Genomic DNA, 24,308 nt, shown 5'->3' with positions numbered 1-24,308 from the left:
AAGTTCATTGAATAGAGGTGGTACCGCGGTTTTCGCCCTCTGTGATATGGGCTTGTTTTATGTTTATTTCCAAGGAGAACTAAAAGAAAGGAACGAGAGAATTCATTTTCTCTTGCTATCTGAACATTATGAAACACATGTCATCTGCCCAAATTCGCCAAATGTGGTTGGATTTTTGGAAATCAAAAGGTCATTCTGTAGAACCTTCTGCAAATTTGGTTCCAGTTAACGACCCTACATTGCTTTGGATTAATTCAGGTGTTGCAACCTTAAAAAAATATTTTGATGGGTCTGTTATTCCTGAAAATCCTCGTATTACCAATGCTCAAAAATCTATACGTACAAATGATATTGAAAATGTTGGTAAGACTGCTCGTCACCACACCATGTTTGAAATGCTTGGTAATTTTTCTATTGGAGATTATTTCCGTGATGAAGCCATCGAATGGGGATTTGAGCTTTTGACAAGTCCTGAATGGTTTGCCTTTCCTAAAGAAAAACTATACATGACTTACTATCCAGAGGATATGGATTCTTACAACCGTTGGATTTCATTGGGTGTAGACCCAAGTCATTTGATTCCTTTAGAAGAAAACTTCTGGGAAATTGGTGCGGGTCCTTCAGGTCCTGATACTGAGATTTTCTTTGATCGTGGCGAAGCTTTTGACCCAGAAAATATAGGGATTCGTCTTTTAGAAGAAGATATTGAAAATGATCGTTACATTGAGATTTGGAATATCGTCTTGTCACAATTCAATGCTGATCCGGAAATTCCGCGTTCAGAATATAAAGAACTTCCTAATAAAAATATTGATACGGGTGCTGGTTTAGAGCGTCTTGTTGCGGTGATGCAAGGGGCTAAAACAAACTTCGAAACCGATTTATTTATGCCAATTATTTCAGAAGTTGAAAAACTTTCAGGCAAACCTTACGACCAAGATGGCGACAATATGAGCTTTAAAGTTATTGCGGATCATATTCGTGCCCTTTCATTCGCAATTGGCGATGGTGCTCTTCCAGGAAATGAAGGACGTGGTTATGTGCTTCGTCGCTTACTTCGTCGTGCTGTTATGCATGGTCGTCGTTTGGGGATTACTGAGACCTTCCTTTACAAACTCGTTGTGACTGTTGGTCAAATTATGGAGTCTTATTACCCAGAAATCCTTGAAAAAAGGGACTTTATTGAAAAAATTATCAAACGTGAAGAAGAAACATTTGCACGTACCATCGATGCTGGATCTGGTCACTTGGATCAATTGCTAGCGCAGTTAAAAGAAGAAGGTAAAGACACATTAGAAGGTAAAGATATCTTTAAATTGTACGATACCTATGGTTTCCCAGTAGAATTAACTGAGGAATTAGCAGAAGATGCGGGTTATAAGATTGATCATGAGGGATTCAAGGCTGCCATGAAAGAACAGCAAGACCGTGCGCGTGCTGCTGTTGTTAAAGGTGGTTCTATGGGAATGCAAAATGAAACCTTAGCTGGAATTACAGAAGCTTCAGTCTTCTCTTATGAAGAAGAAACGCTTACAGCTAATCTTTCAGTCATTGTTGTTGACAATGAACGTAGCGACATGGTTTCAGAAGGCCAAGCATTACTTGTTTTTGACCGGACACCTTTCTATGCGGAAATGGGTGGTCAAGTAGCCGACCATGGTGTTATTAAAAATGATAAGGGCGATATCTTAGCTAAGGTTACCGATGTCCAAAAAGCACCTAATGGTCAAGCACTTCATACCGTTGACGTATTAGCTAGCCTTTCAATTGATAGCTCCTATGTTCTTGAAATAGACCATAAACGTCGCTATGCAGTAGAAAAAAATCATACGGCTACTCATTTGCTCCATGCTGCTCTTCATAACATCATTGGTGATCATGCTACTCAGGCTGGTTCATTGAATGAAGAAGAGTTCCTTCGTTTTGACTTTACACATTTTGAAGCTGTAACAGCTGAAGAACTTCGTCGTATTGAAGAAGAAGTCAATCAACAAATCTGGAATGCCATTGCGGTTAATACCATCGAAACAGATGTTGACACTGCTAAATCAATGGGAGCTATGGCTCTCTTTGGTGAGAAATATGGTAAAGTGGTTCGTGTTGTTACAATTGGTGACTACTCTGTTGAGCTTTGTGGTGGTACCCATTTATCAAATACTTCTGAAATTGGCTTATTCAAGATTGTTAAGGAAGAAGGAATTGGTTCGGGTACCCGTCGTATCTTAGCTTTAACTGGACAACAAGCTTTCGAAGCTTTCCGCCAACGTGAAGATGCTCTTAAGGAAATTGCTGCTAACTTAAAAGCTCCGCAATTAAAAGAAGTACCAGCAAAAGTGGCTAGTCTTTCTGAACAAGTTCGTGACTTACAAAAAGAAAATGCTGAACTTAAAGAAAAAGCGGCTGCAGCTCAAGCTGGTGACCTCTTTAAAGATGTCAAAGAGGCAAATGGTATCCGTTATATTGCTAAACAAGTATCTGTTTCAGATGCTGGAGCATTGCGTACCTTTGCTGATAATTGGAAACAAAAAGATTATTCTGATATCTTAGTTTTAGTTGCTTCAATTGGGGAAAAAGTCAATGTATTGGTTGCTAGTCAAACAAAAGACGTTCATGCTGGTAATCTGATTAAAGAATTGGCACCAATTGTTTCTGGTCGTGGTGGAGGAAAACCAGACATGGCCATGGCAGGTGGTTCTGATGCTTCGCAAATCGAAACGTTGCTTTCTTCAGTTGCTGATAAAATGAAATAACATAAAGAAGCTAGGTATTTGCCTAGCTTCTTTTGTGTTAATGGAATACTTTATTTTGACGCTTTGTAAGTTTTTGCATTAGTCGTTGAAATAAAAGCGATGTTCCAACTGCAAGTGCTATTGGAAGAGCATTAAGAATGGGTTGTCCGGTAATTTCTACTAAGAAAAGTGTAGCAGCGATTGGAATACTATTGATGATGGCTAGAAAGAGAGTAGCTCCAATAATAATAGCATATGGGATTGAAAGTTGCAGTGGAAGGAGGAAATTCCAAGCTTGACCTAACAGTAGCCCCAATGCTCCGCCCATCATCATGGATGGTGCAATTTTACCTCCGTATAGGCCAGCGTAGAAGGTTATCAGAACCGCGATAGCTTTTGCAATGAGGAGAAGGAGACTATAAGAAAAATCAAATTTATGGTGGAGATAATAAAGAAGACCAGCTTTGCCATTTCCTAAAATTTCGGGGAAAAAAAGACTCATGAAAGCAACTAAAGTAAAAGCTATTAATGTCAAAACTAGGAATTTTTGACTCGTAAGATCTCGTTTTGGTAGATGATTGAGCAATGCTTTATAAGCAAATGTCACAAATGAAATGACGATACCGGCAAAAATAGCCCATAGAAAAAGTCCTGGAGTCCAAGCTAATTTGGCAAGTTGATACTGAATCTCATTTCCGGATAATAAACGGACAGTCCAAACTGCAATAAAGGAGCTGAGGATGGCAGCGATGATATAATCTTTCTGCCATTTTAAAAGAATACTTTCTATAATAAAAGCAACGGTTGCTAATGGAGCGTTATAGACAGCACCCAATGCAGCACCTGAAGCACAAGCAAGAATCAAACTGATTTCGTTTTTGCTTAAATGGAATAGGGGAAGCCAAGTAGCTGTGAGTGCAACGGCTACCTCACGGGATGCGCCTTCTCGTCCTAGTGGTGATCCCATAGAAACTGTAATGAGTTGTAACATCCCGTGGATGAAATTAGATAATGGGTGAACAGTTTCTTGTTTTTTGACGATAGCTGAGATGCTTTTAAATGGCTTACCGTATTTTTGTAAGCTATACCATCCAAAAGCAGCAACAAGTCCTGATAAAATGACAGAGAAAAATCGTCTAATAGGGGAAACATGTGCGATTTGAAGGCTGAAAGAACCCTCATTATAGCCAAAACTGATAGCTTGAATAAGATGAATTAAAATAGTAAGGACACTAGCTACTAAACCAGCAGTAATTCCGGTCAAGAAAAGTAGGCCTAGCCATTTTAAGTGAGAATCGATTGATTTTGTCATATTTCTATTATATCAAAACCTAGATAGAAAGAAAGCAGTCAGCTTTTTGCTTGACTGCTTTTTAAGCTTTATCTTTATCGCGATTTCGATAATAATCATGTATTTGTCGCATTCGTAAATAACGTTGGCGGTTGCGTAAATGACGGTCCATTTCTTCTCTTGTTTCTTTTTCTTTGACCAAATCTTTATATAGTTTTTCTTTTTCTTTGACCAAATCTTTATATAGTTTTTCTTGTTTTTTGACTTGCTGTTGCATTATTTTGGCCTGACGTTCTTGATTTCGTTTTAGCTGATTCAAATCCTTTTGCTGCTCTGCCATAATGCTAAGCATTTCAGCATCGCGTATGCGCTGATCGAGTAAGTTTCTAGCTTCTTTAATCGTTGAGGCTTCACCATTAAATAAAATGGTTTGTAGTGCTTCTAAATATTCCCATTGGCATGATGTAAGAAGACTATAGTAGGGATGGTTTTTCAGAGCATTTTGAAAAAAGAGTTTATCCATATCGGCAACTGCAACAATCTCCTCTTGTCTTTCGATAACAAGGTTGTTAATTGTATGATTTTTCCCATTTGTTTGTTTTAGTGTTTTAACGTAATGGAAATAGAAAAAAAGTGAGCTCGCAATGATTAAAAACCAGAAAAGAATGATAAGTGGTTGATTAATGTAGGTCATAACGATGAATAATAGGAAAAAAGTTGACAGTGACAAAATGATGAGCCCTTCATCAACATTGAAAACCATAATAGGTTCATTTTTTTCCCTTGCAATCATGTTTTTCGCATCCAAAATAAGGCGATCTGCGCCTTGCAAAACAAGCGTGTTTTTTCGGCTTAAAGTTAACAAGTCATTAAGTAAGGCTAGTGAAATCTCATTTTCTGGGTAGTCGTCAAAAAATGAATCATCCTGTGCTATGGTTTGGTAAAACCTAGCAATAGACATCTCTGAATCTGGATATTGGAGGATGAAATCATGGTACAAGAGTTTGTTTTTCGCATAAGGATCTTTTTGGAAAAGATTACTATACTTTCGTTCAATTGTTTTTAAATCAGTCATTTTATGTTCCTCTTTTCCTTTATTATAAGCTAATCAAATTTTTTTGCAATATAAAAGCCAAGTCTCACTTGACTTGGCTTTCTATTAGTTGGTTGATTTCATTAATTGGATGAGGAAAGTAACTTAGAGGCCATAATTATAATCTTCGTCAGTCATGGCTTCTACTGAACCAAGAAGGTAACCATTACCAACTTGACTAAAGAAGTCATGATTAGAAGTACCTGTTGAGATACCATTCATCACGATAGGATTTACATCGTTTGCCGTATCTGGAAAGAGTGGATCTTGTCCCAAATTCATCAAGGCCTTGTTGGCATTATAACGGAGGAATGTCATTACTTCCTCAGTCCAACCAACTGGATCATAAAGTGTTTTCGTGTATTCTTCTTCATTTTCATAAAGTTGGTAAAGAAGATCATACATCCATTCACGAAATGATTCTTGTTTGTCTTCTGACAACTCATTGAAACCTAATTGGAATTTATAACCAATGTAGGTACCATGAACAGATTCGTCACGGATAATCAATTTAATAATTTCTGCAACGTTTGCCAGTTTATTATTACCTAAATAGTAAAGTGGAGTAAAGAATCCTGAATAAAATAAGAAAGTTTCTAGATAGGTTGATGCAACCTTTTTTTGTAGGGCATCCCCATTAGCATAAATATCATTAATGATTTTTGCTTTCTTTTGCAAAAATTCATTATTGTTAGTCCATTCAAAAATCTCTTCAATTTCTTTTTTGGTATTTAAGGTTGAAAAAATGGAAGAATAAGATTTAGCGTGGACGGATTCCATAAATTGAATATTATTTAATACCGCTTCTTCATGAGGTGTTCTGACATCCGCTCGAATAGCTTCAACCCCTGTTTCAGATTGCATGGTATCTAATAAGGTAAGACCACCAAAAACTTTACCAACTAAATCTTTTTCTTGTGCTGAAAGCTTGCGCCAGTCATCTAAATCGTTGGATAAAGGAATGCGCGTATCAAGCCAGAATTGTTCAGTCAACTTTTCCCAAGTTGATTTATCAATAACGTCTTCAATTTCATTCCAGTTTATTGCTTCATAATATGTTGTCATTCTTTAAAATCTCCTAAAAGAGGGTGATGATATAACCGGTGGTAATCATAATAAGAAAGCGCGGAAAAAATAGAAAGTATTTCCGCAACGTTCTTCTAAGTCCGTAATTGGTATAAGCAGATCACCAAACAGTGACTGCCGTAGAAGTAATAGCTGCATTAGCAACTATATTTCAAAGACGCCATTACGACACGGAGTAAATGAAGTCGATAATACTTCGTTTACGAAGTTAGTAAGTGGTTTAGGCAGATCGCAAACAGCGCCAGCCGTATAAGTAATAGCTGCATTAACGACAATATTTCAAAGACGCCATTACGACACGGAGTAAATGAGGTCGATAATACTTCATTTACGAAGTTAGTAATTGGTATAAGCAGATCGCAAACAGCGCCAGCCGTATAAGTAATAGCTGCATTAACGACAATATTTCAAAGACGCCATTACGACACGGAGTAAATGAAGTCGATAATACTTCATTTACGAAGTTAGTAAGTGGTTTAGGCAGATCGCCAAATAGCGACTGCCGTAGAAGTAATAGATGCTTTAGCATCATTACTTCTTAACCAATTAAATAACACATGATTCACACTGGTTAGAGCCAACTTCTTCGCCGTCATCTGTAAAGGTACGGACATAATAGATTGATTTAATGCCTTTATTGAAGGCATAGTTGCGAAGAATAGAAAGGTCACGAGTTGTTTGCTTACTTTCTGTTTTCCATTCATAAAGTTCTTTTGGAAGTTCACTTCGAAGGAATAAAGTCAATGATAAGCCTTGGTCAACGTGTTGAGTTGCTGCGGCGTAAACATCAATAACCTTACGCATATCCATATCATAGGCAGATGTGTAATAAGGAATTGTATCCGTTGATAAACCATTGGCTGGATAGTAAATTTTACCAATTTTCTTCTCTTGGCGTTCTTCAATTCTTTGAGTGATTGGGTGAATAGAAGCAGAGCAGTCATTGATGTATGAGATAGAACCATTTGGTGCTACAGCTAAACGGTTTTGATGGTAGAGACCATCTTTTTGAACAGCTTGTCGAAGGGCTTCCCAGTCCGATGCCTGAGGAATAAAATGGTCTTTAAAAAGCTCTTTAACAAGGTCTGATTTGGGAACAAATTGACCGGTCACATATTTGTCGAAGTAGCTTCCGTCAGCATATTTTGATTTTTCAAAACCAACGAAAGTCGTTTGACGTTCACGAGCGATGTTATTGGATTCCACTAGGGTCCAATAATTCATTAGCATGAAGTAGATATCAGTGAATTCTACCGATTCAGGACTACCATATTCAATGTGGTTTTTTGCTAAGAAGGAATGAAGACCCATAGCCCCAAGCCCAAAGGTATGCGCTTGTTGATTTCCATTTTTGACTGTGGGCACAGCTTCAATTTGAGAAGAATCCGTAACAAATGTAAGTGCGCGTGTCATCGCTTTAATGGAACGGCCAAAATCTGGTGAGGTCATCATGTTTAGGATGTTGGTAGAGCCCAAGTTACATGAAATATCTGTTCCCATTTCAATAAATTCTTGAGCATCATTTATGATACTTGGTTTTTGCACCTGAAGAATTTCAGAGCAAAGGTTGCTCATAATGATTTTTCCATCGATAGGATTTGCTTTGTTGGCAGTATCGATATTGATAATATAAGGATAGCCAGATTCTTGTTGAAGTTTAGAAATCTCTGTTTCCAAATCACGAGCACGAATTTTAGTCTTGGTAATCTTAGGGTTGGCTACTAGTTCGTCATACTTCTCTGTGATGTCAATATAGTTGAAAGCCACTCCGTATTCACGTTCTACGTCATATGGACTAAAAAGATACATATCTTCATTTTGACGAGCTAATTCATAGAATTTATCTGGAACAGTAAGTCCCAATGATAAGGTTTTGACACGGACTTTTTCATCAGCATTTTCTTTCTTTGTTGAAAGAAAAGCAATGATATCTGGATGGAAAATATTGAGATAAACAACACCAGCCCCTTGACGTTGGCCTAACTGATTAGAATAGGAGAAACTATCTTCAAAAAGTTTCATGACAGGTACAACACCTGATGCGGCGCCGGCATAGCCCTTAATTGGAGCTCCAGCCTCCCGAAGGTTTGATAATGTGATTCCAACGCCACCACCGATACGAGATAATTGTAGGGCAGAATTGATTGAACGACCAATTGAATTCATGTCATCAGTAACTTGAATTAAGAAACATGATACTAATTCTCCACGGCGGCTACGACCTGCATTTAAGAAAGAAGGAGTAGCTGGTTGATAACGTTGGTTAATCATTTCAATAGCCAAATCCTTGGCCAAGTCTTCATTTCCATCAGCAAAATAGAGAGCATTGAACATAACACGATCTTCAAGACTTTCTAAGTAATATTCTCCATCATTTGTTTTGAGAGCATATTGTTGATAGAATTTGTAAGCCGCCATGAAAGATTTAAATTGGAATTTTTCTTCTTTAATAAGAGCTGCTAATTCTTCAATAAAGTCAAAAGTGTATTTTTTGATAAACTCACTTTCAATATAATCATGTTCTAAGAGGAAGTTAATTTTCTCTGTAACAGAAGGGAATGCTTTAGTATTTGGAATAACATTTTCTTTAAAAAAGGCATCTAATGCTTCTTTATCTTTGTTTAATGGGATTTTTCCATTAACAGGTCGGTTAATCTCATTGTTTAGGCGAAAATACGAAATATCGCCAATATCTTTTAGACTCATATTAACAGTTCCTTACTCTTTAGATTATTTCTTTTAATTTAGCCGGTTGAAATCCAGAAAAAACAAGATTATCACTTTCAATAACTGGTGCGGATGTAAAACCAAGGCTTTTCACATAGTCAATTTTTTCAGGATGTTCATCGATATTAATCTCTTGAAAGTCAGCCCCGTTTTGTTCTAGGAATTTCTTAGTCATTTTACATTGCATACAATTATTTTTAGAATAGACAGTTATCATCTTATTTCTCCTTTTAAAATTTCAATACTCTAATAGCATATTAAATTTGAAGGTAAAATGCAAGATTTTTATCCCAAAAAAACACAATATTTTGGGGTCAATCGGTTTTTGCATCACTATATATTGTGTGGATGCGATTGTATCGGCCTTTGATGCTGAATTGATATTTCTTGCAGAAAAGTTTTCTCGCTTTTCAAGACCATTTCATTAAAATAACAAAACATAAGCTAAAGAAAATAGAAGTTTTGGAAAGTCAAAAAATTTTGGGAAAAATTTCCTAACACAATAAAAGATGAAAATAAGCTTTTGTAAGTCATTTATATTGTCAAATATTAAATGAAAATTTTAAGAAAACATTTCAAATATTTTTCTTGTGAGAACATTTAATCTTGAAAATAAAATAGCATTATGCTATAATCTGTTATTGTAAGGGTTACCATGTGGTGGCTCAAAAATACACAACTATTAAAAGGAGAACCATAATATGGCTTCAAAAGATTTTCACATTGTTGCAGAAACAGGGATTCACGCTCGTCCAGCGACTTTACTTGTTCAAACTGCAAGCAAATTTGCATCAGACATTACATTAGACTACAAAGGAAAAGCAGTAAACCTTAAATCTATCATGGGTGTTATGAGCCTTGGTGTTGGTCAAGGTGCTGACGTGACAATCACAGCTGAAGGTGCTGACGCTGATGATGCTATCGCAGCAATCGAAGAAACAATGACAAAAGAAGGATTGGCATAAGACTATGACAGAAATGCTTAAAGGAATTGCAGCCTCTGATGGTGTTGCCGTTGCTAAAGCATATCTATTGGTTCAACCGGATTTGTCATTTGAGACTATCACAGTCGAAGATACAAACGCAGAAGAAGCTCGCCTTGATGTAGCATTACAAGCTTCACAAGACGAGCTTTCTGTTATCCGTGAGAAAGCAGTAGAGAGCTTAGGCGAAGAAGCAGCTTCTGTATTTGACGCTCATTTAATGGTACTTGCTGACCCAGAAATGATTAGTCAAATCAAAGAGACTATTCGTGCAAAACAAACAAATGCAGAAACTGGACTCAAAGAAGTGACTGATATGTTTATCACTATCTTTGAAGGTATGGAAGATAATCCTTATATGCAAGAACGTGCGGCCGATATTCGTGACGTTGCAAAACGTGTCTTAGCTCACTTATTAGGTGTAAAACTTCCAAATCCTGCTACTATTGATGAAGAGTCTATCGTTATAGCTCATGATTTAACACCTTCTGATACAGCTCAATTAAATAAACAGTTTGTAAAAGCATTTGTTACTAATATTGGAGGTCGTACAAGTCACTCCGCTATCATGGCTCGTACGCTTGAAATTGCAGCAGTATTAGGAACAAATGATATTACAAAACGTGTTAATGACGGAGATATTGTTGCCGTTAACGGTATCACTGGAGAAGTTATTATTAACCCTTCAGAAGAACAAATTCTTGCCTTCAAAGAAGCTGGTTCAGCTTATGCTAAACAAAAAGCAGAATGGGCATTATTAAAAGATGCTGAAACTGTAACAGCTGATGGAAAACACTTTGAACTTGCCGCAAACATTGGTACTCCAAAAGATGTTGAAGGTGTTAATGATAATGGCGCTGAAGCTGTTGGACTATATCGAACAGAGTTCCTTTACATGGATTCTCAAGACTTCCCAACTGAAGATGAACAATATGAAGCTTACAAAGCTGTATTGGAAGGTATGAATGGCAAACCAGTTGTTGTTCGTACGATGGACATTGGAGGAGATAAAGAATTACCATATTTTGACCTTCCAAAAGAAATGAATCCATTCCTTGGTTTCCGTGCTCTTCGTATTTCAATCTCTGAAACTGGAGATGCTATGTTCCGCACACAAATTCGTGCCCTTCTTCGTGCTTCAGTTCACGGTAAACTACGCATCATGTTCCCAATGGTTGCTCTTGTTAAAGAATTCCGTGCTGCTAAAGCTGTCTTTGATGAAGAAAAAGCTAAACTTGTTGCAGAAGGAGTGGCTGTTGCTGACGATATTCAAGTTGGTATTATGATTGAAATTCCTGCAGCAGCTATGTTAGCTGACCAATTCGCTAAAGAAGTTGACTTCTTCTCAATTGGAACTAACGATTTGATTCAATATACAATGGCTGCTGACCGTATGAATGAACAAGTTTCATACCTTTACCAACCATATAACCCATCAATCTTACGTTTAATTAACAACGTTATCAAATCAGCACACGCTGAAGGTAAATGGGCTGGTATGTGTGGTGAGATGGCTGGAGATCAACAAGCAGTTCCATTACTTGTGGGAATGGGATTGGATGAATTTTCAATGTCAGCTACATCAGTTTTACGTACGCGTAGCTTGATGAAAACATTAGACACAGCTAAAATGCGTGAGTATGCACAACGTGCTATAACAGAATGTTCTACAGCAGAAGAAGTTTTAGCATTATCTAAAGAATACTTACCTGAAAACTAATCATGAAAGAAGTTGGAAATCCAACTTCTTTTTATGTATCAAATTTTTTGAGGTATGAAATTATTTCAATTTTCAGACAATTATCGTATTATATGTTTGAAATAAATCGAAAAAGTGATAAAATAGACTTATTATCATAAAAGGAGATAACAATTTGACTAAACAATATAAAAATCTTGTTAATGGTGAATGGAAACTTTCAGAAAATGAAATTAAAATCTATGCACCAGCAACAGGAGAAGAACTAGGTAGCGTACCAGCTATGTCTACTGAAGAAGTTGACTATGTTTACCAATCTGCAAAAAATGCTTTTCAAGCTTGGCGTGAGCTTTCATATGTTGAACGTGCAGCTATCCTTCATAAAGCAGCAGATATTTTAGTTCGTGATGCGGAAAAAATCGGTGCTATTCTTTCAAAAGAAGTTGCAAAGGGTCATAAAGCAGCAGTTAGTGAAGTTGTTCGTACAGCTGAAATTATTAATTACGCTGCAGAAGAAGGAATCCGCATGGAAGGTGAAGTTCTTGAAGGAGGCAGTTTTGAAGCATCAAGTAAGAAGAAAATTGCCATTGTTCGTCATGAACCAGTTGGTCTTGTCCTTGCTATTTCACCATTTAATTATCCAATCAATTTAGCTGGATCAAAAATTGCACCTGCACTGATTGCTGGGAACGTAGTAGCCCTTAAACCACCAACACAAGGCTCTATTTCAGGATTGCTATTAGCTGAAGTCTTTGCTGAGGCAGGCGTACCTGCTGGAGTTTTCAATACCATTACTGGTCGCGGTTCTGTTATTGGTGATTACATTGTTGAGCATGAAGCTGTAAACTTTATTAATTTCACGGGTTCAACACCAGTTGGTGAAAGAATTGGTCAATTAGCTGGAATGCGTCCAATCATGCTAGAACTAGGTGGTAAAGATTCTGCCATTGTTTTAGAAGATGCTGATTTAGCTTTAGCTGCCAAAAACATCGTAGCAGGTGCTTTCGGTTATTCTGGACAACGCTGTACAGCTGTTAAACGTGTCTTAGTTATGGATAGTGTTGCAGATGAGCTTGAAAAACATGTTTGTGACTTGGTTAAAAACCTAAGTGTAGGTATGCCAGAAGACAACGCTGATATCACACCTTTAATTGACACAAAAGCGGCAGATTTTGTCGAAGGATTAATTACTGATGCTAATGAAAAAGGTGCAAAAGCCTTAACCGAGATCAAACGTGAAGGTAACTTAATTTCACCTGTTGTCTTCGACCATGTTACTACGGATATGCGCCTAGCTTGGGAAGAACCATTTGGTCCTGTATTACCATTTATTCGTGTGAATTCTTTGGAAGAAGCTATTGATATTTCAAATGCTTCAGAGTATGGACTTCAAGCTTCTGTCTTTACTAACAATTTCCCACAAGCATTTGCTATTGCTGAAAAATTAGAAGTTGGAACTGTCCATATTAATAATAAAACCCAACGTGGAACTGATAACTTCCCATTCCTTGGAGCTAAGAAATCAGGAGCAGGTGTTCAAGGGGTCAAATATTCTATTGATGCAATGACTAACTTAAAATCAATTGTTTTTGACATTGCTTAATTAAAAATAGGTTCTTTAGAACCTATTTTTTAATTTTTTAAAAACAGATAGAACTCTAATAAAAAAGCATCTAAATTGCCACAATTATACTATATTACTTCTTTTTTTATTATGTTAAAATAATATTATTGCAAAAGGAGAAGTAATGAAGAAGTTTTACGTTATTGTAGGTACACTGTTAAGTATTTTTATCTTATCGGTCTCATTATTTGTTTATTCAAAAGTTGTGAAAAATAATGCCATTAAACAGATTCTCAAAGTAGAAAGAAAGGTTACTAAGGAGAGTAGTGACTATAAATCCCTAAAGGAAATAAAAAAAGGTAAAAAAACCTATTTTTACTTTTCACCACTAAAAAAAAATAGTGACTTTTATCAAAATAATTTACCAATGTCATTGTACCAAAACGAGAATGATCAAAAAGAATTAATTATCATTAAACCTTATTTGACTAACACTCCATTAAGAGGTATAAAAAAGGTAAGTATTCATAAAGTCGTTTATCAAGAAGGGATATTTTCTCTCAAAAAGAAATCCGATAAGATTATAAGTCATTATCATGTAAAAGAGGATTATAGTCCCTTAAATTTAGGTGATGTCATTAGTGGTGATTTGAATGTTCTTAAGGCAATGATCAAAGAAGTCGATTCAAGTTTTTCAACAGATCATATTGAAAGTCAAAAGCGGACAGAATTAAAAGGAATCCTAACTGATGGTTTAGCGTTTGCTGACCAGGAACTCATTATTAATCAAAAAATTCATTTACCCTATCAGAAACTTTATGACATTATAAATGCAACTTATTTATCAGAAACTTTAAAAAACGATTATGATCATTATATGGCTCAAAAGAAAAAACAATTAGAAGGTCAAAAGCAAGTCGCTTTAACCTTTGATGATGGGCCTGATCCGAGAACGACTCCTCAAGTTTTAGATATGCTAAAAAAATATCATGCCAAGGCAACCTTTTTCATGCTTGGTGGTAAGATAAGTGGTAATGAGTCTTTGGTGAAACGCATTGCAGATGAGGGTAATGAAGTTGGTAATCATTCCTTTGATCATTCTAATTTCACAAAATTAAGTCATGAGCAAATCGTATCACAAATAGAGACGACAAATAGCTTAATTGAAAAAGCTTGTGGCAAAAAACCGATTTATTTTAGACCTCCATATGGAGCTACGGATGAAAGAGTCAAACAAGCTGTGGGCATGTCTCAATTGCTTTGGACTGTCGACACGAAAGATTGGGAAAACCATAATACTGCTGCTATCATGACAAATATAAAAAATCAATTGCGACCTAATGGAATCATTTTGATGCATGATATTCATCAAACCTCAGTTAATGCCCTCCCTACCGTTTTAGACTACCTTGTCAATCAAGGTTATCATTTTGTGACGGTTAGTCAATTAATGGCAAGCCAAAACATCCAATAAAGTAAAAAAGAATCAGTGAAGACTAGTTGAAGTTAGTTATCATCTAACTTTCGAGTCCAGTCCTACTGGTTCTATTTTATTTGAAATTCTTGATGTTTTAATGTCAGTTCAGAAACGGAAGCGAATTTCTTCAATTTTTTGATATCTTCGGGATGGCTAACAAGAGTAATCACTCGGCCTGATTTACCCATCCGTCCAGTTCTTCCTGCACGATGAATATAGTTTTCTTTATCACGTGCAACTTCAAAATTGATAACATACTCTAGATTATCAATATCAATACCTCTGGCAACAAGGTCGGTTGCTAGTAGCAGTTTGATGTCATGTTGTTTAAATTTTTCAAGTATGGTTTTACGGAATGGTACACTAATATCACTGGCTAATGAGACAGCTGAGGCTCCGTTAAATTGAAGCTTTTCCTCACTTGCTCCTAAATCAGATAGACTGTTAAAGAAAACGAGTGCTCTAAAATCGGGCAAGTTGGAAAACTTTCGAAGGAGGTCAACTTTATCACGTTTGTCTACCGAAAGGTAAAAATGTTCAATAGCTGAGAGGTCTTGATTAGATAAATCAATGACTTTGGTATTCTTCTCTAAGGATTGAACTGGGACCTTATTGGTAGCACTCATGTAGATCATTTGGTGATCTCTAGGAACATGGTGACTGATTTTTTGAACAAATTGAATTTGAGAGTCGCTTAGTAATTCGTCATACTCATCTAAAATAATGGTATCAACTGACATCATTTTTACTTTTTTGTGTTGAATTAACTCGTAAACTCTCCCAGGGGTTCCTATAATAATTTGTGGACCTTTTTTTAATCTTTCAATTTGACGTTTTTGACTAATGCCAGAAATGAGAAGTTGAGCAGTTAGATTGATTGGCTCAGCCCACTCCTTTGTAACTTCAAAAATTTGACCAGCTAATTCAGTATTTGGTGCTAAAATGAGAAGTTGTTGTGATTTTTGACTTTTGATATTTAATAAGCTCGGTAATAAGTAGGCTAAGGTTTTTCCGGTTCCTGTTGGACTAATTCCTAATACATTTTCCTTATTTAGGATAGGGGTAAACATTTCTTTCTGAATTGGTGTTAATTCTTTGAATGCTAAGTGTTGTAATTTTTCTTGCCAAACGTTTGGGAATGTTGTTATCATGATTTATCCTTTTACTTTCTTTCAATCCATTATAACATGATTTTGTCTTTCTTTCTTAAAAAGCGGAGCAAAGATTTAGGTTGAATACGTATAGCTAATTCATTAAATTTTTGGTAAAATATACCGAAGACTTTTTAGATTTGGAGTGTAAAATGCGTAGAAAACCCATTATTATTGGTGTGACTGGAGGTTCTGGTGGAGGAAAGACCAGTGTTTCTAGAGCAATCTTGGACAGCTTTCCAAATGCAAGAATAGCAATGATTCAACATGATTCATACTACAAAGATCAAGCTCATTTAAGTTTTGAAGAACGTGTCAAAACCAACTATGATCACCCATTAGCCTTTGACACTGATTTTATGATTGAACAACTGAAGGAATTGTTAAAAGGGCGTCCCGTTGATATTCCAGTTTATGATTATAAAGCACATACTAGAAGTGATAAAACCTTTCGTCAAGAACCACAAGATGTCATTATCGTTGAAGGGATTTTAGTTCTGGAAGATGAACGGTTACGTGATTTAATGGACATTAAACTTTTTGTGGATACTGATGATGATATTCGTATTATTAGACGGATTAAACGTGATATGATGGAGCGTGGAAGAAGCTTAGATAGTATCATCGAACAGTATACTACGGTAGTTAAGCCTATGTATCATCAATTTATTGAACCAAGTAAACGTTATGCAGATATCATTGTTCCAGAAGGTGTCAGCAATGTAGTTGCCATTGATTTAATCAATACTAAAATTGCAAGTATTTTAGCAGAAATTGATAGGTAAGAGATATGGTTATTGCATTTTTAAGCCTTTTATTGACTTGGAATCTTGTTGTTCTGGTTATGTATGGTGTTGATAAACGGAAAGCCATTAAAGGTAATTGGCGAATTTCTGAAAAAACCTTATTGTTGTCGGCTCTTTTTTGGGGAGGGCTAGGTGCTATGATTGGTGGAAAACTGTTTCATCATAAAACACAAAAATGGTATTTCCAAGCGACTTGGTATTTGGGGATTGCAGTTATTTTCGTAACTGCCTACTATCTTTATATTTATTTTTTTAAAACATCCTAATGATCTCCTAAACGCATTGTTTAGGGGATTTTCTTGTCCAATACCTTGTATTCTTTAACTAAGATTTGACTTGTGTTATAATAGAAGCCATGAATAAGAACTTAAAAAAAGAAAATTATCAATTGATGCTAGCACAAGCAGACGCATTATTTGCTAACGAGTCAAATGCTTTGGCAAACCTTTCCAATGCTAGCGCATTGCTAAAAACAACACTTCCAAACTCTGTTTTTGCTGGATTTTATCTATTTAATGGTCAAGAGTTAATTTTAGGACCTTTTCAAGGCAAAGTTTCCTGTGTTCATATTGAGCTGGGAAAAGGTGTTTGTGGCCAATCAGCACAAGAAGGAAAAACAATCATCGTTGATGATGTCAGAAAACATGCTAATTATATTTCTTGTGATGCAGCAGCAATGAGTGAAATTGTCCTTCCAATGTTTAAAAACCAGAAATTAATTGGGGTGCTGGATTTAGACTCTTCGAAAGTTGCTGATTATGATGAATTGGATAAGCGTTATTTAGAACAATTTATAAGCTTATTCCTCTCAAAAACTGATTTTCATTTTGACATGTTTGGAGAAAAAGAGTAATGTATCAAGCCCTTTATCGGAAATATCGTAGTCAGACATTTTCTGAAATGGTAGGACAATCAGTCATTTCAACGACATTGAAACAGGCTGTGGAGTCTGGGAAAATTAGTCACGCTTATCTATTTTCTGGACCTAGAGGAACTGGTAAAACCAGTGCGGCTAAAATTTTTGCCAAGGCCATGAACTGTCCACATCAAGTTAATGGAGAACCTTGTAATCAGTGTGATTTATGTCAAGATATAACGAATGGTAGCCTAGAAGATGTTATCGAAATTGATGCTGCTTCAAATAACGGCGTTGATGAAATAAGAGATATTAGGGATAAATCAACTTATGCCCCTAGCAGAGCTACCTATAAAGTTTATATTATTGATGAAGTTCACATGCTTTCTTCAGGAGCCTTTAATGCTCTTTTAAAAACCTTGGAAGAGCCTACGGAAAATGTAGTATTTATTTTAGCAACCACTGAACTTCATAAAATACCAGCAACTATCTTATCCCGGGTTCAACGTTTTGAGTTTAAATCGATAAAGCAGACTGATATTGCTGATCATTTAGCGTCTATCTTAGAAAAAGAAGGTTTATCTTATCAAGCAGAAGCCCTATCTTTGATTGCTAGAAGAGCAGAAGGTGGGATGAGAGATGCTCTGTCTATCTTGGATCAAGCCCTCAGTTTGTCTTCCAAAAATCAAGTGGACCTAAGCACGGCTGAAGAGATTACGGGCTCTATTTCAATAAAAGCTTTAGATGAATATGTGACATACATTTATGAGGGTAATGCTCAAGAAGCCCTAGCTTGTTTAAATACGATTTTTGAAAATGGAAAAAGCATGAGTCGTTTTGCTACCGATTTATTGACTTATTTTAGAGATTTGTTAATTGCTAAAAGTGGAGGCGATCAGTCATTCCAATCGGAACAGTTTTTCAATCATTTAAAGATTGCAACTGATCAAATTTTTGATTGGATATCTTTAGTAACCAAATACATTTCAGAGATAAAAAAAGGGTCACACCCTAAAATTTATGCTGAAATGATGACGATTGCTTTAGCGGAACGTCCTAAAGAGAAACAGCTTGATGTGCCAGAAAACATAGCAAGTGAAATCACTGCATTAAAAGAAGAAGTCAGTCTTCTTCGGGAAAAACTTAATACGGTCTCCGCAGATAAGCCTCTTTTTGATAGTAGACCTACCAAAGCAGTTAAAAAAACATTCACCTATAAAGTGGATCGCCAGAAAATCTTTAGAATTATGGAAGAGACTGTACAGGATAGTGAACAGTCACGACAATATTTAGAATCCCTGAAATCTGTTTGGAATGAAATTTTAGATAGTATTTCACCACAGGATCGTGCTTTACTTTTAGGTTCGGAACCAGTTCTTGCCAATAGTGAAAATGCAATCTTGGCATTTGAAGCAGCCTTTAACGCGGAGCAAGCCATGAACCGTCAGGATTTAAATGCTGTTTTTGGTAATATCATGAGTAAGGCGGCAGGATTTTCCCCTAACATCCTTGCAGTACCCAAGTCTGATTTTAATCAATTAAGAAGTGAGTTTGCCATGCAGATGAAATCAACAAGTATTGAGACAAGTCATGATAAACCTGAAGTAGCTATTCCAGATAATTTTAACTTCTTAAGTCAAAAAATTAAAACAATTGAGGATTAAAAAAAAGAAAATTCTTCGAAGAATTTTCTTTTTATTGGTATAATAGACACTATGACAATAAGACAATTTTTTATTCTAGCAATCATTATTGCTTTTGAAACTTACTTTTTCAATGATGCCTTCATGGGATCGGATTTTCTATTTGCTGGTTTTTGGGGATTTTTGTTGATTAGAGATCTTCGCAAAGCTTATTTAATTAACAAGTTTTCGAAATCACTCTTGAAAGCTGCGCAAGCTGCCAAGAAGAAAGACTGATTTCACCACTACGTAAAATTTTCTCTTGCCCACTTTCAAGACGAATAACCAGATGGCCCTCATCTGTGATAGCGATAGCTTTTCCAGAGATGAGGGTATCATTTTCCATAAAAGTTACTTGTCGATTTAAGACCAGTGATTTATCCTTATAGACTTTGATATGATCTTTGACGGGGATCTCTGTAAAGAGCTTCCAAATTTCGATAATTAATTGGTTGCGCGTAACTGTTGGCTGTACTGAAAAAAGAGATCCTGCTTTGCTATTTAAGTCATCAGGAAAATCCTTTATAAAAAAATTTAGACCAATACCGATGATGACGTCGGTTATTAAGCCGGTTTCAACAGAAGTGATGGCTTCTGTGATAATGCCGGCTATTTTTTTTTGCCCTAGATAGATATCGTTAACCCACTTTATCTGTGTATCAATACCTGTAAGTCGAGAAATCGCCTTTGTAATACTGGAAGCAGCCATCATTGTGAAAGGTTCAAGATCGGAATAATGAACGTTTGGTTTTAAATGAAGTGACATATAGATGCCACCATTTTCGGAAGTAAAAAAAGGTCGGTTCATTCTACCTTTAGCCATTTCTTGTTTTGGAGCCAGATAAAGTTGTGGGGTTTTGGGATTAGTCAGAATGTTTTCTTTAGCATCTTTTTGTGTTGAGATGCTTTTTTCATTATAAGAAACTTGGATTTGTAAGGCTTTTTCAATGATCTCGGGGATTAATAAATCGCCTTCCAATAGTCGATAGCCATTTTGTTTTGAGGATTCAATCACTAATCCTTGTGATTCTAATGACTTAATGGCCTTCCAAACAGAAGTTCGACTAATGTTTAATTGCTTTGCGATTGCTTCTCCACTAATCCCACTGCTATGTTGAGATAAAATGTCATAGATAATTTCTGTGGTTTTCATAGCTATAGTATAGCCTATTTTTAGCAATTTTTAAAGTTAGAGCAATAAAAAAACATTTGATAAATTAAACTAAAATGAAATAAAAATAATAAAAAGATTGCAAATATTATTTTTCTTGATATAATTAACTAGTTAACAAAAATATCGGAGGCAAAATGAAGAAAAAAACTTATTTATTTGTTGCTGGAATCACTGTAACCTGTGGTACTGCATTGGCGATTCATTTATCACAACCAAAGTCAATACCAATGACAAAATCAGGACATGAGAAAATGATTTCAAAATCCCCAACTAATAGTGATGATAAATCTAGGAAAAAAGATAAGGGTATTGCTGGTATTGATTATCCTACTAGTGATGGATTTAAACTAGATAAGCAATCTAAAATCATTTCTAAAACAGACACAGGAATTATTGTTGCTCATGGAGATCATTCTCACTTTATTTTTTATAAAGATTTGAAAGGGACTGCATTTGCATATTTAATACCAAATGGCGTTCAAATAACTAAACCTTTAATAGGTGATACAAATGAATCGATAAATGGACATGGGCATCATTATGTTTTCAATCCAAAGGATATTGTTGCAGAAGATGCTTTTGGTTATACTGTCAGACATGATGATCATTTCCATTATATTTTAAAATCTAGTCTAGGAATGACCCCTATGTTGACCAACTATAATCAAGGCCGTCATTTCCAAAGGGATAGTCATTACAAACCTAATGTTCAAGGAATTCCAGGTCTTGATTTTGCTACCTCTGATGGTTTTCAATTTGATGGTAGCGGAATTGTAGGTAAAACAAATGATAGTATTTTGGTTAGTCACGATGACCATCTTCATCCCATTTCGTTTGATGATTTAAGGAAAACAGGTTGGGGAGAGATAGTCAAAATTTATGAGAAAAGAGAAATTGCAACTCCCCTTAGTCATGTAGCAAGCAAGGAGGACTTGGTTCAAAAGACCATAGAATATTTAGCGAAATCATTGGCCTTACCATTATCATCTATTGAAATAATCAAAACTGACGATGGTAAAATTGGGTTTAAATATCCTCATCATGATCATAGCCATGTCATCATGTTAGAAGATATCGAAATCGGTAAACCAATTCCAGATCCTCATCAACTTCATCATGCCAAAGAATTGGAAAAGCATCGCATTGGCATGAATACATTAAGGGAGATCGGCTTTGATGAAGAAGTCATTCTTGATATTGTTAGAACCCATGATGCAAAAACAGAATTTCCATCAAATGAAAAAAATCCGGAAAAGATGAAGGAGTGGTTGACCACAGTTACAAAATTGGATTTAGGAAGCCGAAAAGACCCCTTGAATCGATTTGGACTTCATTTATTACCTAATCTAGAGAATTTAGGAATCGGCTTTACACCTATCAAAAATATGGAGCCTGTTCTACAATTTAAAAAATTAAAACGACTGTTAATGACAGCAACTGGTGTTAAAATCTATGATTTTCTGAAGTACATGCCAAATCTTGAGGGATTAGATATTTCACAAAACAACTTAAAGGATTTGAGCTTTTTGACGCCTTATAAACAACTCAATCTATTAGCTGCCGCAGATAACCAATTATCAACATTGCAACCATTAGCGGAACTGCCAAACTTACAATTTTTAGTATTAAGTAATAATAAGATAAAAGATTTGAGTCCATTGAAAAATTTAACAAGGCTTCAAGAAGTTCATATTGAGAACAATCTGGTCAGAGATTTAACCCCTTTAAATGACAAAGAAAACTTAAAAGTTTTAAATCTATCCGAAAATAGGGGAGTTGACTTAAAGACTTTGAGGTTACCGCTTCTTGAGACACTTACGGTAAATAAAGCATCTTTGACGGATTTAAACTTTTTTGAAGCTAATCCTAACTTGACTGAAGTAACAGCAACAAAAAATGCTATTCAGAAATTAGATGGCATTGAGAAAGCAAAGAAATTGCAATTTTTAGATTTGCAAGAAAATAAGGTTAATCATTTAAACATTAAGGAAAAACAAGAGTCACTAACTTTCTTGAATCTTTCTGATAATGCATTGGAATCGCTCGAAGGGGTAAATGACTTTACAGCTTTGGAGACATTAAGAGTGGCATCAAATAAAATTTCGAGCTTACACCTTGAAGAAAGCAATCAGCAAGTAAAAAGCTTAGATGTCAGTTATAATCAATTGCCAAAGGAGGAATTAACATTAAATGAAAACGACATACCCCTTGGTGTTGCTCAACATTTTACAGCGGTTAAGGAAGGGTCAATAGAGGGGAATCCCTCTCTAAATGATGTTTTAGAAAGTCAAAATCAAAAGAATAATAAAAAAGAATAACCTTTTAAAAAGAGATTTTTAGCTATACGTGCTAGAAAGCTTCTCTTTTTTTATAGAACTAGCCAATTTGAAAAAAAATGTTATAATGGATAAGTTAATGAGTCCCGAAAAGGCAGAAAATTTTTCTGGTTCTTTGTAACTCAACACAAATATCGGAGGCAAAGCCTCTCCTTATTTGACAGCAGTCCATATATGGACTCCCTAGTTGACTTACTAGATTTTTAGTCGATTGTATCGAATCTCCTAAAAATCGTCGTAACTCGACTTCGAATAATGAAGTTTTAGCTGATATTTGAATTAATTAAAGGGGGGACATTTTTTATGTCAGAACGTAAACTTTTCACGTCTGAGTCTGTATCTGAGGGGCATCCAGATAAGATTGCAGACCAAATCTCAGATGCTATTTTAGATGCAATTCTTGCAGAGGATCCGGAAGCCCACGTTGCGGCGGAGACAGTTGTTTATACTGGATCAGTCCATGTTTTTGGAGAAATTTCAACCTCAGCTTATGTTGATATCAATCGAGTTGTCCGTGATACCATTGCGGAAATCGGTTATACTAATGCCGAGTATGGTTTTTCAGCTAATTCCGTTGGGGTTCATCCGTCACTAGTGGAACAATCTACTGATATTGCACAAGGGGTAAATGAAGCTCTAGAAGCGCGTGAGGGTCAAAAAGATGATTTGAACTTAATTGGTGCTGGAGACCAAGGATTGATGTTTGGATTTGCAATTGATGAGACACCAGAATTGATGCCATTACCGATTTCTTTATCGCACAAATTAGTTAAAAAGTTAGCTGATCTTCGAAAATCAGGAGACATTACTTATCTTCGACCAGATGCAAAATCTCAAGTCACTGTGGAGTATGATGATAATGACCAACCTGTTCGTGTAGACACAGTAGTCATATCAACTCAACATGATCCGGAAGTTAGTCAAGAAACTATTCGACATGATGTGATTGAAAAGGTTATTAAAGAAGTCATTCCAACCTCTTTTATTGATGACAATACAAAGTATTTTATTAATCCGACCGGTCGTTTTGTGATTGGAGGCCCTCAAGGAGACTCTGGTTTAACGGGTCGTAAAATTATTGTTGACACCTATGGTGGTTACTCTCGTCATGGTGGAGGGGCTTTTTCAGGTAAAGATGCGACTAAAGTGGATCGATCAGCTTCATATGCAGCTCGTTATATTGCTAAAAACATAGTAGCTGCAGGGCTTGCTAAAAAGGCTGAAGTTCAATTAGCATACGCCATTGGAGTGGCTCAACCTGTGTCTGTACGCATTGATACCTTTGGAACCTCTACAGTTTCTGAAACCGATATTGAAAAAGCGGTTCGACAACTCTTTGATTTACGTCCAGCAGGTATTATTAAAATGCTAGATTTAAAACGTCCTATTTATAAACAGACAGCTGCATATGGACATATGGGACGAACAGATATTGATTTACCTTGGGAAAAACTAGATAAAGTTGAGGCATTAAAACAATTAATAGGTTAAATCCTTACGATAGTTATTGAAAAGATAGAAATTAAATTTTCTATCTTTTTCTATTATTATCGGTTCTGACACTTCATTAATTCTAAGAGATTGTGATGGAATCAACCATTCTAAAGATTTGTCTTGAATATAAAATTATGATAAAATGAAAAGGTTGAATTCT

Annotated in this window: 19 protein-coding genes; 12 read left to right on the top strand and 7 right to left on the bottom strand. The window is 35.9% G+C overall.

Translation table 11 applies throughout. From position 1 onward, the window contains the following. The first annotated feature begins 128 nt into the window (after positions 1–128). Positions 129–2,750 (top strand): alanine--tRNA ligase, encoded by a 2,622-nt coding sequence (gene alaS, locus DQM95_RS06595; protein ID WP_037591821.1) that lies wholly within the window; start codon positions 129–131, stop codon positions 2,748–2,750. A 37-nt stretch (positions 2,751–2,787) separates the two neighbouring features. Here alaS and DQM95_RS06590 read toward each other — a convergent pair whose 3' ends face one another. The 5 genes from DQM95_RS06590 to nrdH form a co-directional block, all read right to left on the bottom strand. Continuing rightward, positions 2,788–4,041, bottom strand: coding sequence for a chloride channel protein (locus DQM95_RS06590; protein WP_037591823.1), 1,254 nt, complete (start codon positions 4,039–4,041; stop codon positions 2,788–2,790). A gap of 61 nt (positions 4,042–4,102) precedes the next feature. Then, positions 4,103–5,095: a hypothetical protein gene (locus DQM95_RS06585; protein ID WP_037591824.1), complete on the bottom strand. Its 993-nt coding sequence runs from the start codon at positions 5,093–5,095 to the stop codon at positions 4,103–4,105. A 123-nt stretch (positions 5,096–5,218) separates the two neighbouring features. Continuing rightward, the gene (gene nrdF / locus DQM95_RS06580; protein ID WP_012658702.1) at positions 5,219–6,178 is read right to left on the bottom strand and encodes a class 1b ribonucleoside-diphosphate reductase subunit beta; all 960 of its coding nucleotides are present in this window, start codon (positions 6,176–6,178) and stop codon (positions 5,219–5,221) included. Between the two features lie 567 nt (positions 6,179–6,745). Further along, the gene (gene nrdE, locus DQM95_RS06575; RefSeq protein ID WP_037591826.1) at positions 6,746–8,905 is read right to left on the bottom strand and encodes a class 1b ribonucleoside-diphosphate reductase subunit alpha; all 2,160 of its coding nucleotides are present in this window, start codon (positions 8,903–8,905) and stop codon (positions 6,746–6,748) included. 19 nt (positions 8,906–8,924) lie between these two features. Continuing rightward, positions 8,925–9,143: a glutaredoxin-like protein NrdH gene (gene nrdH / locus DQM95_RS06570; RefSeq protein ID WP_012658700.1), complete on the bottom strand. Its 219-nt coding sequence runs from the start codon at positions 9,141–9,143 to the stop codon at positions 8,925–8,927. Positions 9,144–9,627: 484 nt separating this feature from the next. On the opposite strand from nrdH, the gene DQM95_RS06565 reads away from it, so the two are divergent. The 4 genes from DQM95_RS06565 (at position 9,628) to DQM95_RS06550 (ending at position 14,646) form a co-directional block, all read left to right on the top strand. Beyond that, complete coding sequence (locus DQM95_RS06565) at positions 9,628–9,891, top strand: phosphocarrier protein HPr (protein ID WP_012515399.1); 264 nt, start codon at positions 9,628–9,630, stop codon at positions 9,889–9,891. A 4-nt stretch (positions 9,892–9,895) separates the two neighbouring features. Further along, positions 9,896–11,629, top strand: coding sequence for a phosphoenolpyruvate--protein phosphotransferase (gene ptsP, locus DQM95_RS06560; protein WP_012658699.1), 1,734 nt, complete (start codon positions 9,896–9,898; stop codon positions 11,627–11,629). 154 nt (positions 11,630–11,783) lie between these two features. Continuing rightward, a complete protein-coding gene (locus tag DQM95_RS06555) occupies positions 11,784–13,211 on the top strand; it encodes an NADP-dependent glyceraldehyde-3-phosphate dehydrogenase (protein WP_037591829.1) in 1,428 nt (475 codons plus the stop codon). A gap of 145 nt (positions 13,212–13,356) precedes the next feature. Next, complete coding sequence (locus DQM95_RS06550) at positions 13,357–14,646, top strand: polysaccharide deacetylase family protein (RefSeq protein ID WP_037591830.1); 1,290 nt, start codon at positions 13,357–13,359, stop codon at positions 14,644–14,646. 71 nt (positions 14,647–14,717) lie between these two features. Here the strand turns inward: DQM95_RS06550 and DQM95_RS06545 are convergent, their stop codons facing one another. Further along, positions 14,718–15,800: a DEAD/DEAH box helicase gene (locus DQM95_RS06545; RefSeq protein ID WP_037591832.1), complete on the bottom strand. Its 1,083-nt coding sequence runs from the start codon at positions 15,798–15,800 to the stop codon at positions 14,718–14,720. A gap of 152 nt (positions 15,801–15,952) precedes the next feature. On the opposite strand from DQM95_RS06545, the gene udk reads away from it, so the two are divergent. The 5 genes from udk (at position 15,953) to DQM95_RS06520 (ending at position 19,381) form a co-directional block, all read left to right on the top strand. Further along, positions 15,953–16,585, top strand: coding sequence for a uridine kinase (gene udk / locus DQM95_RS06540; protein ID WP_012658695.1), 633 nt, complete (start codon positions 15,953–15,955; stop codon positions 16,583–16,585). 5 nt (positions 16,586–16,590) lie between these two features. Continuing rightward, positions 16,591–16,872: a DUF1294 domain-containing protein gene (locus DQM95_RS06535; RefSeq protein ID WP_037591834.1), complete on the top strand. Its 282-nt coding sequence runs from the start codon at positions 16,591–16,593 to the stop codon at positions 16,870–16,872. An 89-nt stretch (positions 16,873–16,961) separates the two neighbouring features. Further along, entirely contained in the window at positions 16,962–17,459 is a 498-nt protein-coding gene (locus DQM95_RS06530; RefSeq protein WP_012658693.1) for a GAF domain-containing protein, read from the top strand. Beyond that, complete coding sequence (gene dnaX, locus DQM95_RS06525; protein ID WP_037591835.1) at positions 17,459–19,126, top strand: DNA polymerase III subunit gamma/tau; 1,668 nt, start codon at positions 17,459–17,461, stop codon at positions 19,124–19,126. The genes DQM95_RS06530 and dnaX overlap by 1 nt, the downstream gene beginning before the upstream one ends. A 51-nt stretch (positions 19,127–19,177) precedes the next feature. After that, complete coding sequence (locus DQM95_RS06520; protein ID WP_111685978.1) at positions 19,178–19,381, top strand: DUF3272 family protein; 204 nt, start codon at positions 19,178–19,180, stop codon at positions 19,379–19,381. Here DQM95_RS06520 and birA read toward each other — a convergent pair. Further along, positions 19,323–20,297, bottom strand: a complete 975-nt coding sequence (gene birA, locus DQM95_RS06515) for a bifunctional biotin--[acetyl-CoA-carboxylase] ligase/biotin operon repressor BirA (protein WP_111685977.1) — start codon at positions 20,295–20,297, stop codon at positions 19,323–19,325. The genes DQM95_RS06520 and birA overlap by 59 nt on opposite strands. 155 nt (positions 20,298–20,452) lie before the next feature. On the opposite strand from birA, the gene DQM95_RS06510 reads away from it, so the two are divergent. Together DQM95_RS06510 and metK are read left to right on the top strand one after the other, a co-directional pair. Continuing rightward, positions 20,453–22,636: a leucine-rich repeat domain-containing protein gene (locus DQM95_RS06510; RefSeq protein WP_037591837.1), complete on the top strand. Its 2,184-nt coding sequence runs from the start codon at positions 20,453–20,455 to the stop codon at positions 22,634–22,636. A gap of 321 nt (positions 22,637–22,957) precedes the next feature. Continuing rightward, the gene (gene metK / locus DQM95_RS06505; RefSeq protein WP_012658689.1) at positions 22,958–24,145 is read left to right on the top strand and encodes a methionine adenosyltransferase; all 1,188 of its coding nucleotides are present in this window, start codon (positions 22,958–22,960) and stop codon (positions 24,143–24,145) included. Positions 24,146–24,308: the final 163 nt, after the last annotated feature.

Source organism: Streptococcus uberis (assembly GCF_900475595.1).
GTDB classification, from domain to species: Bacteria; Bacillota; Bacilli; order Lactobacillales; family Streptococcaceae; genus Streptococcus; species Streptococcus uberis.
Note: the sequence above shows the minus strand (reverse complement) of the source record. Positions and strands in the feature narration are given on the sequence as shown.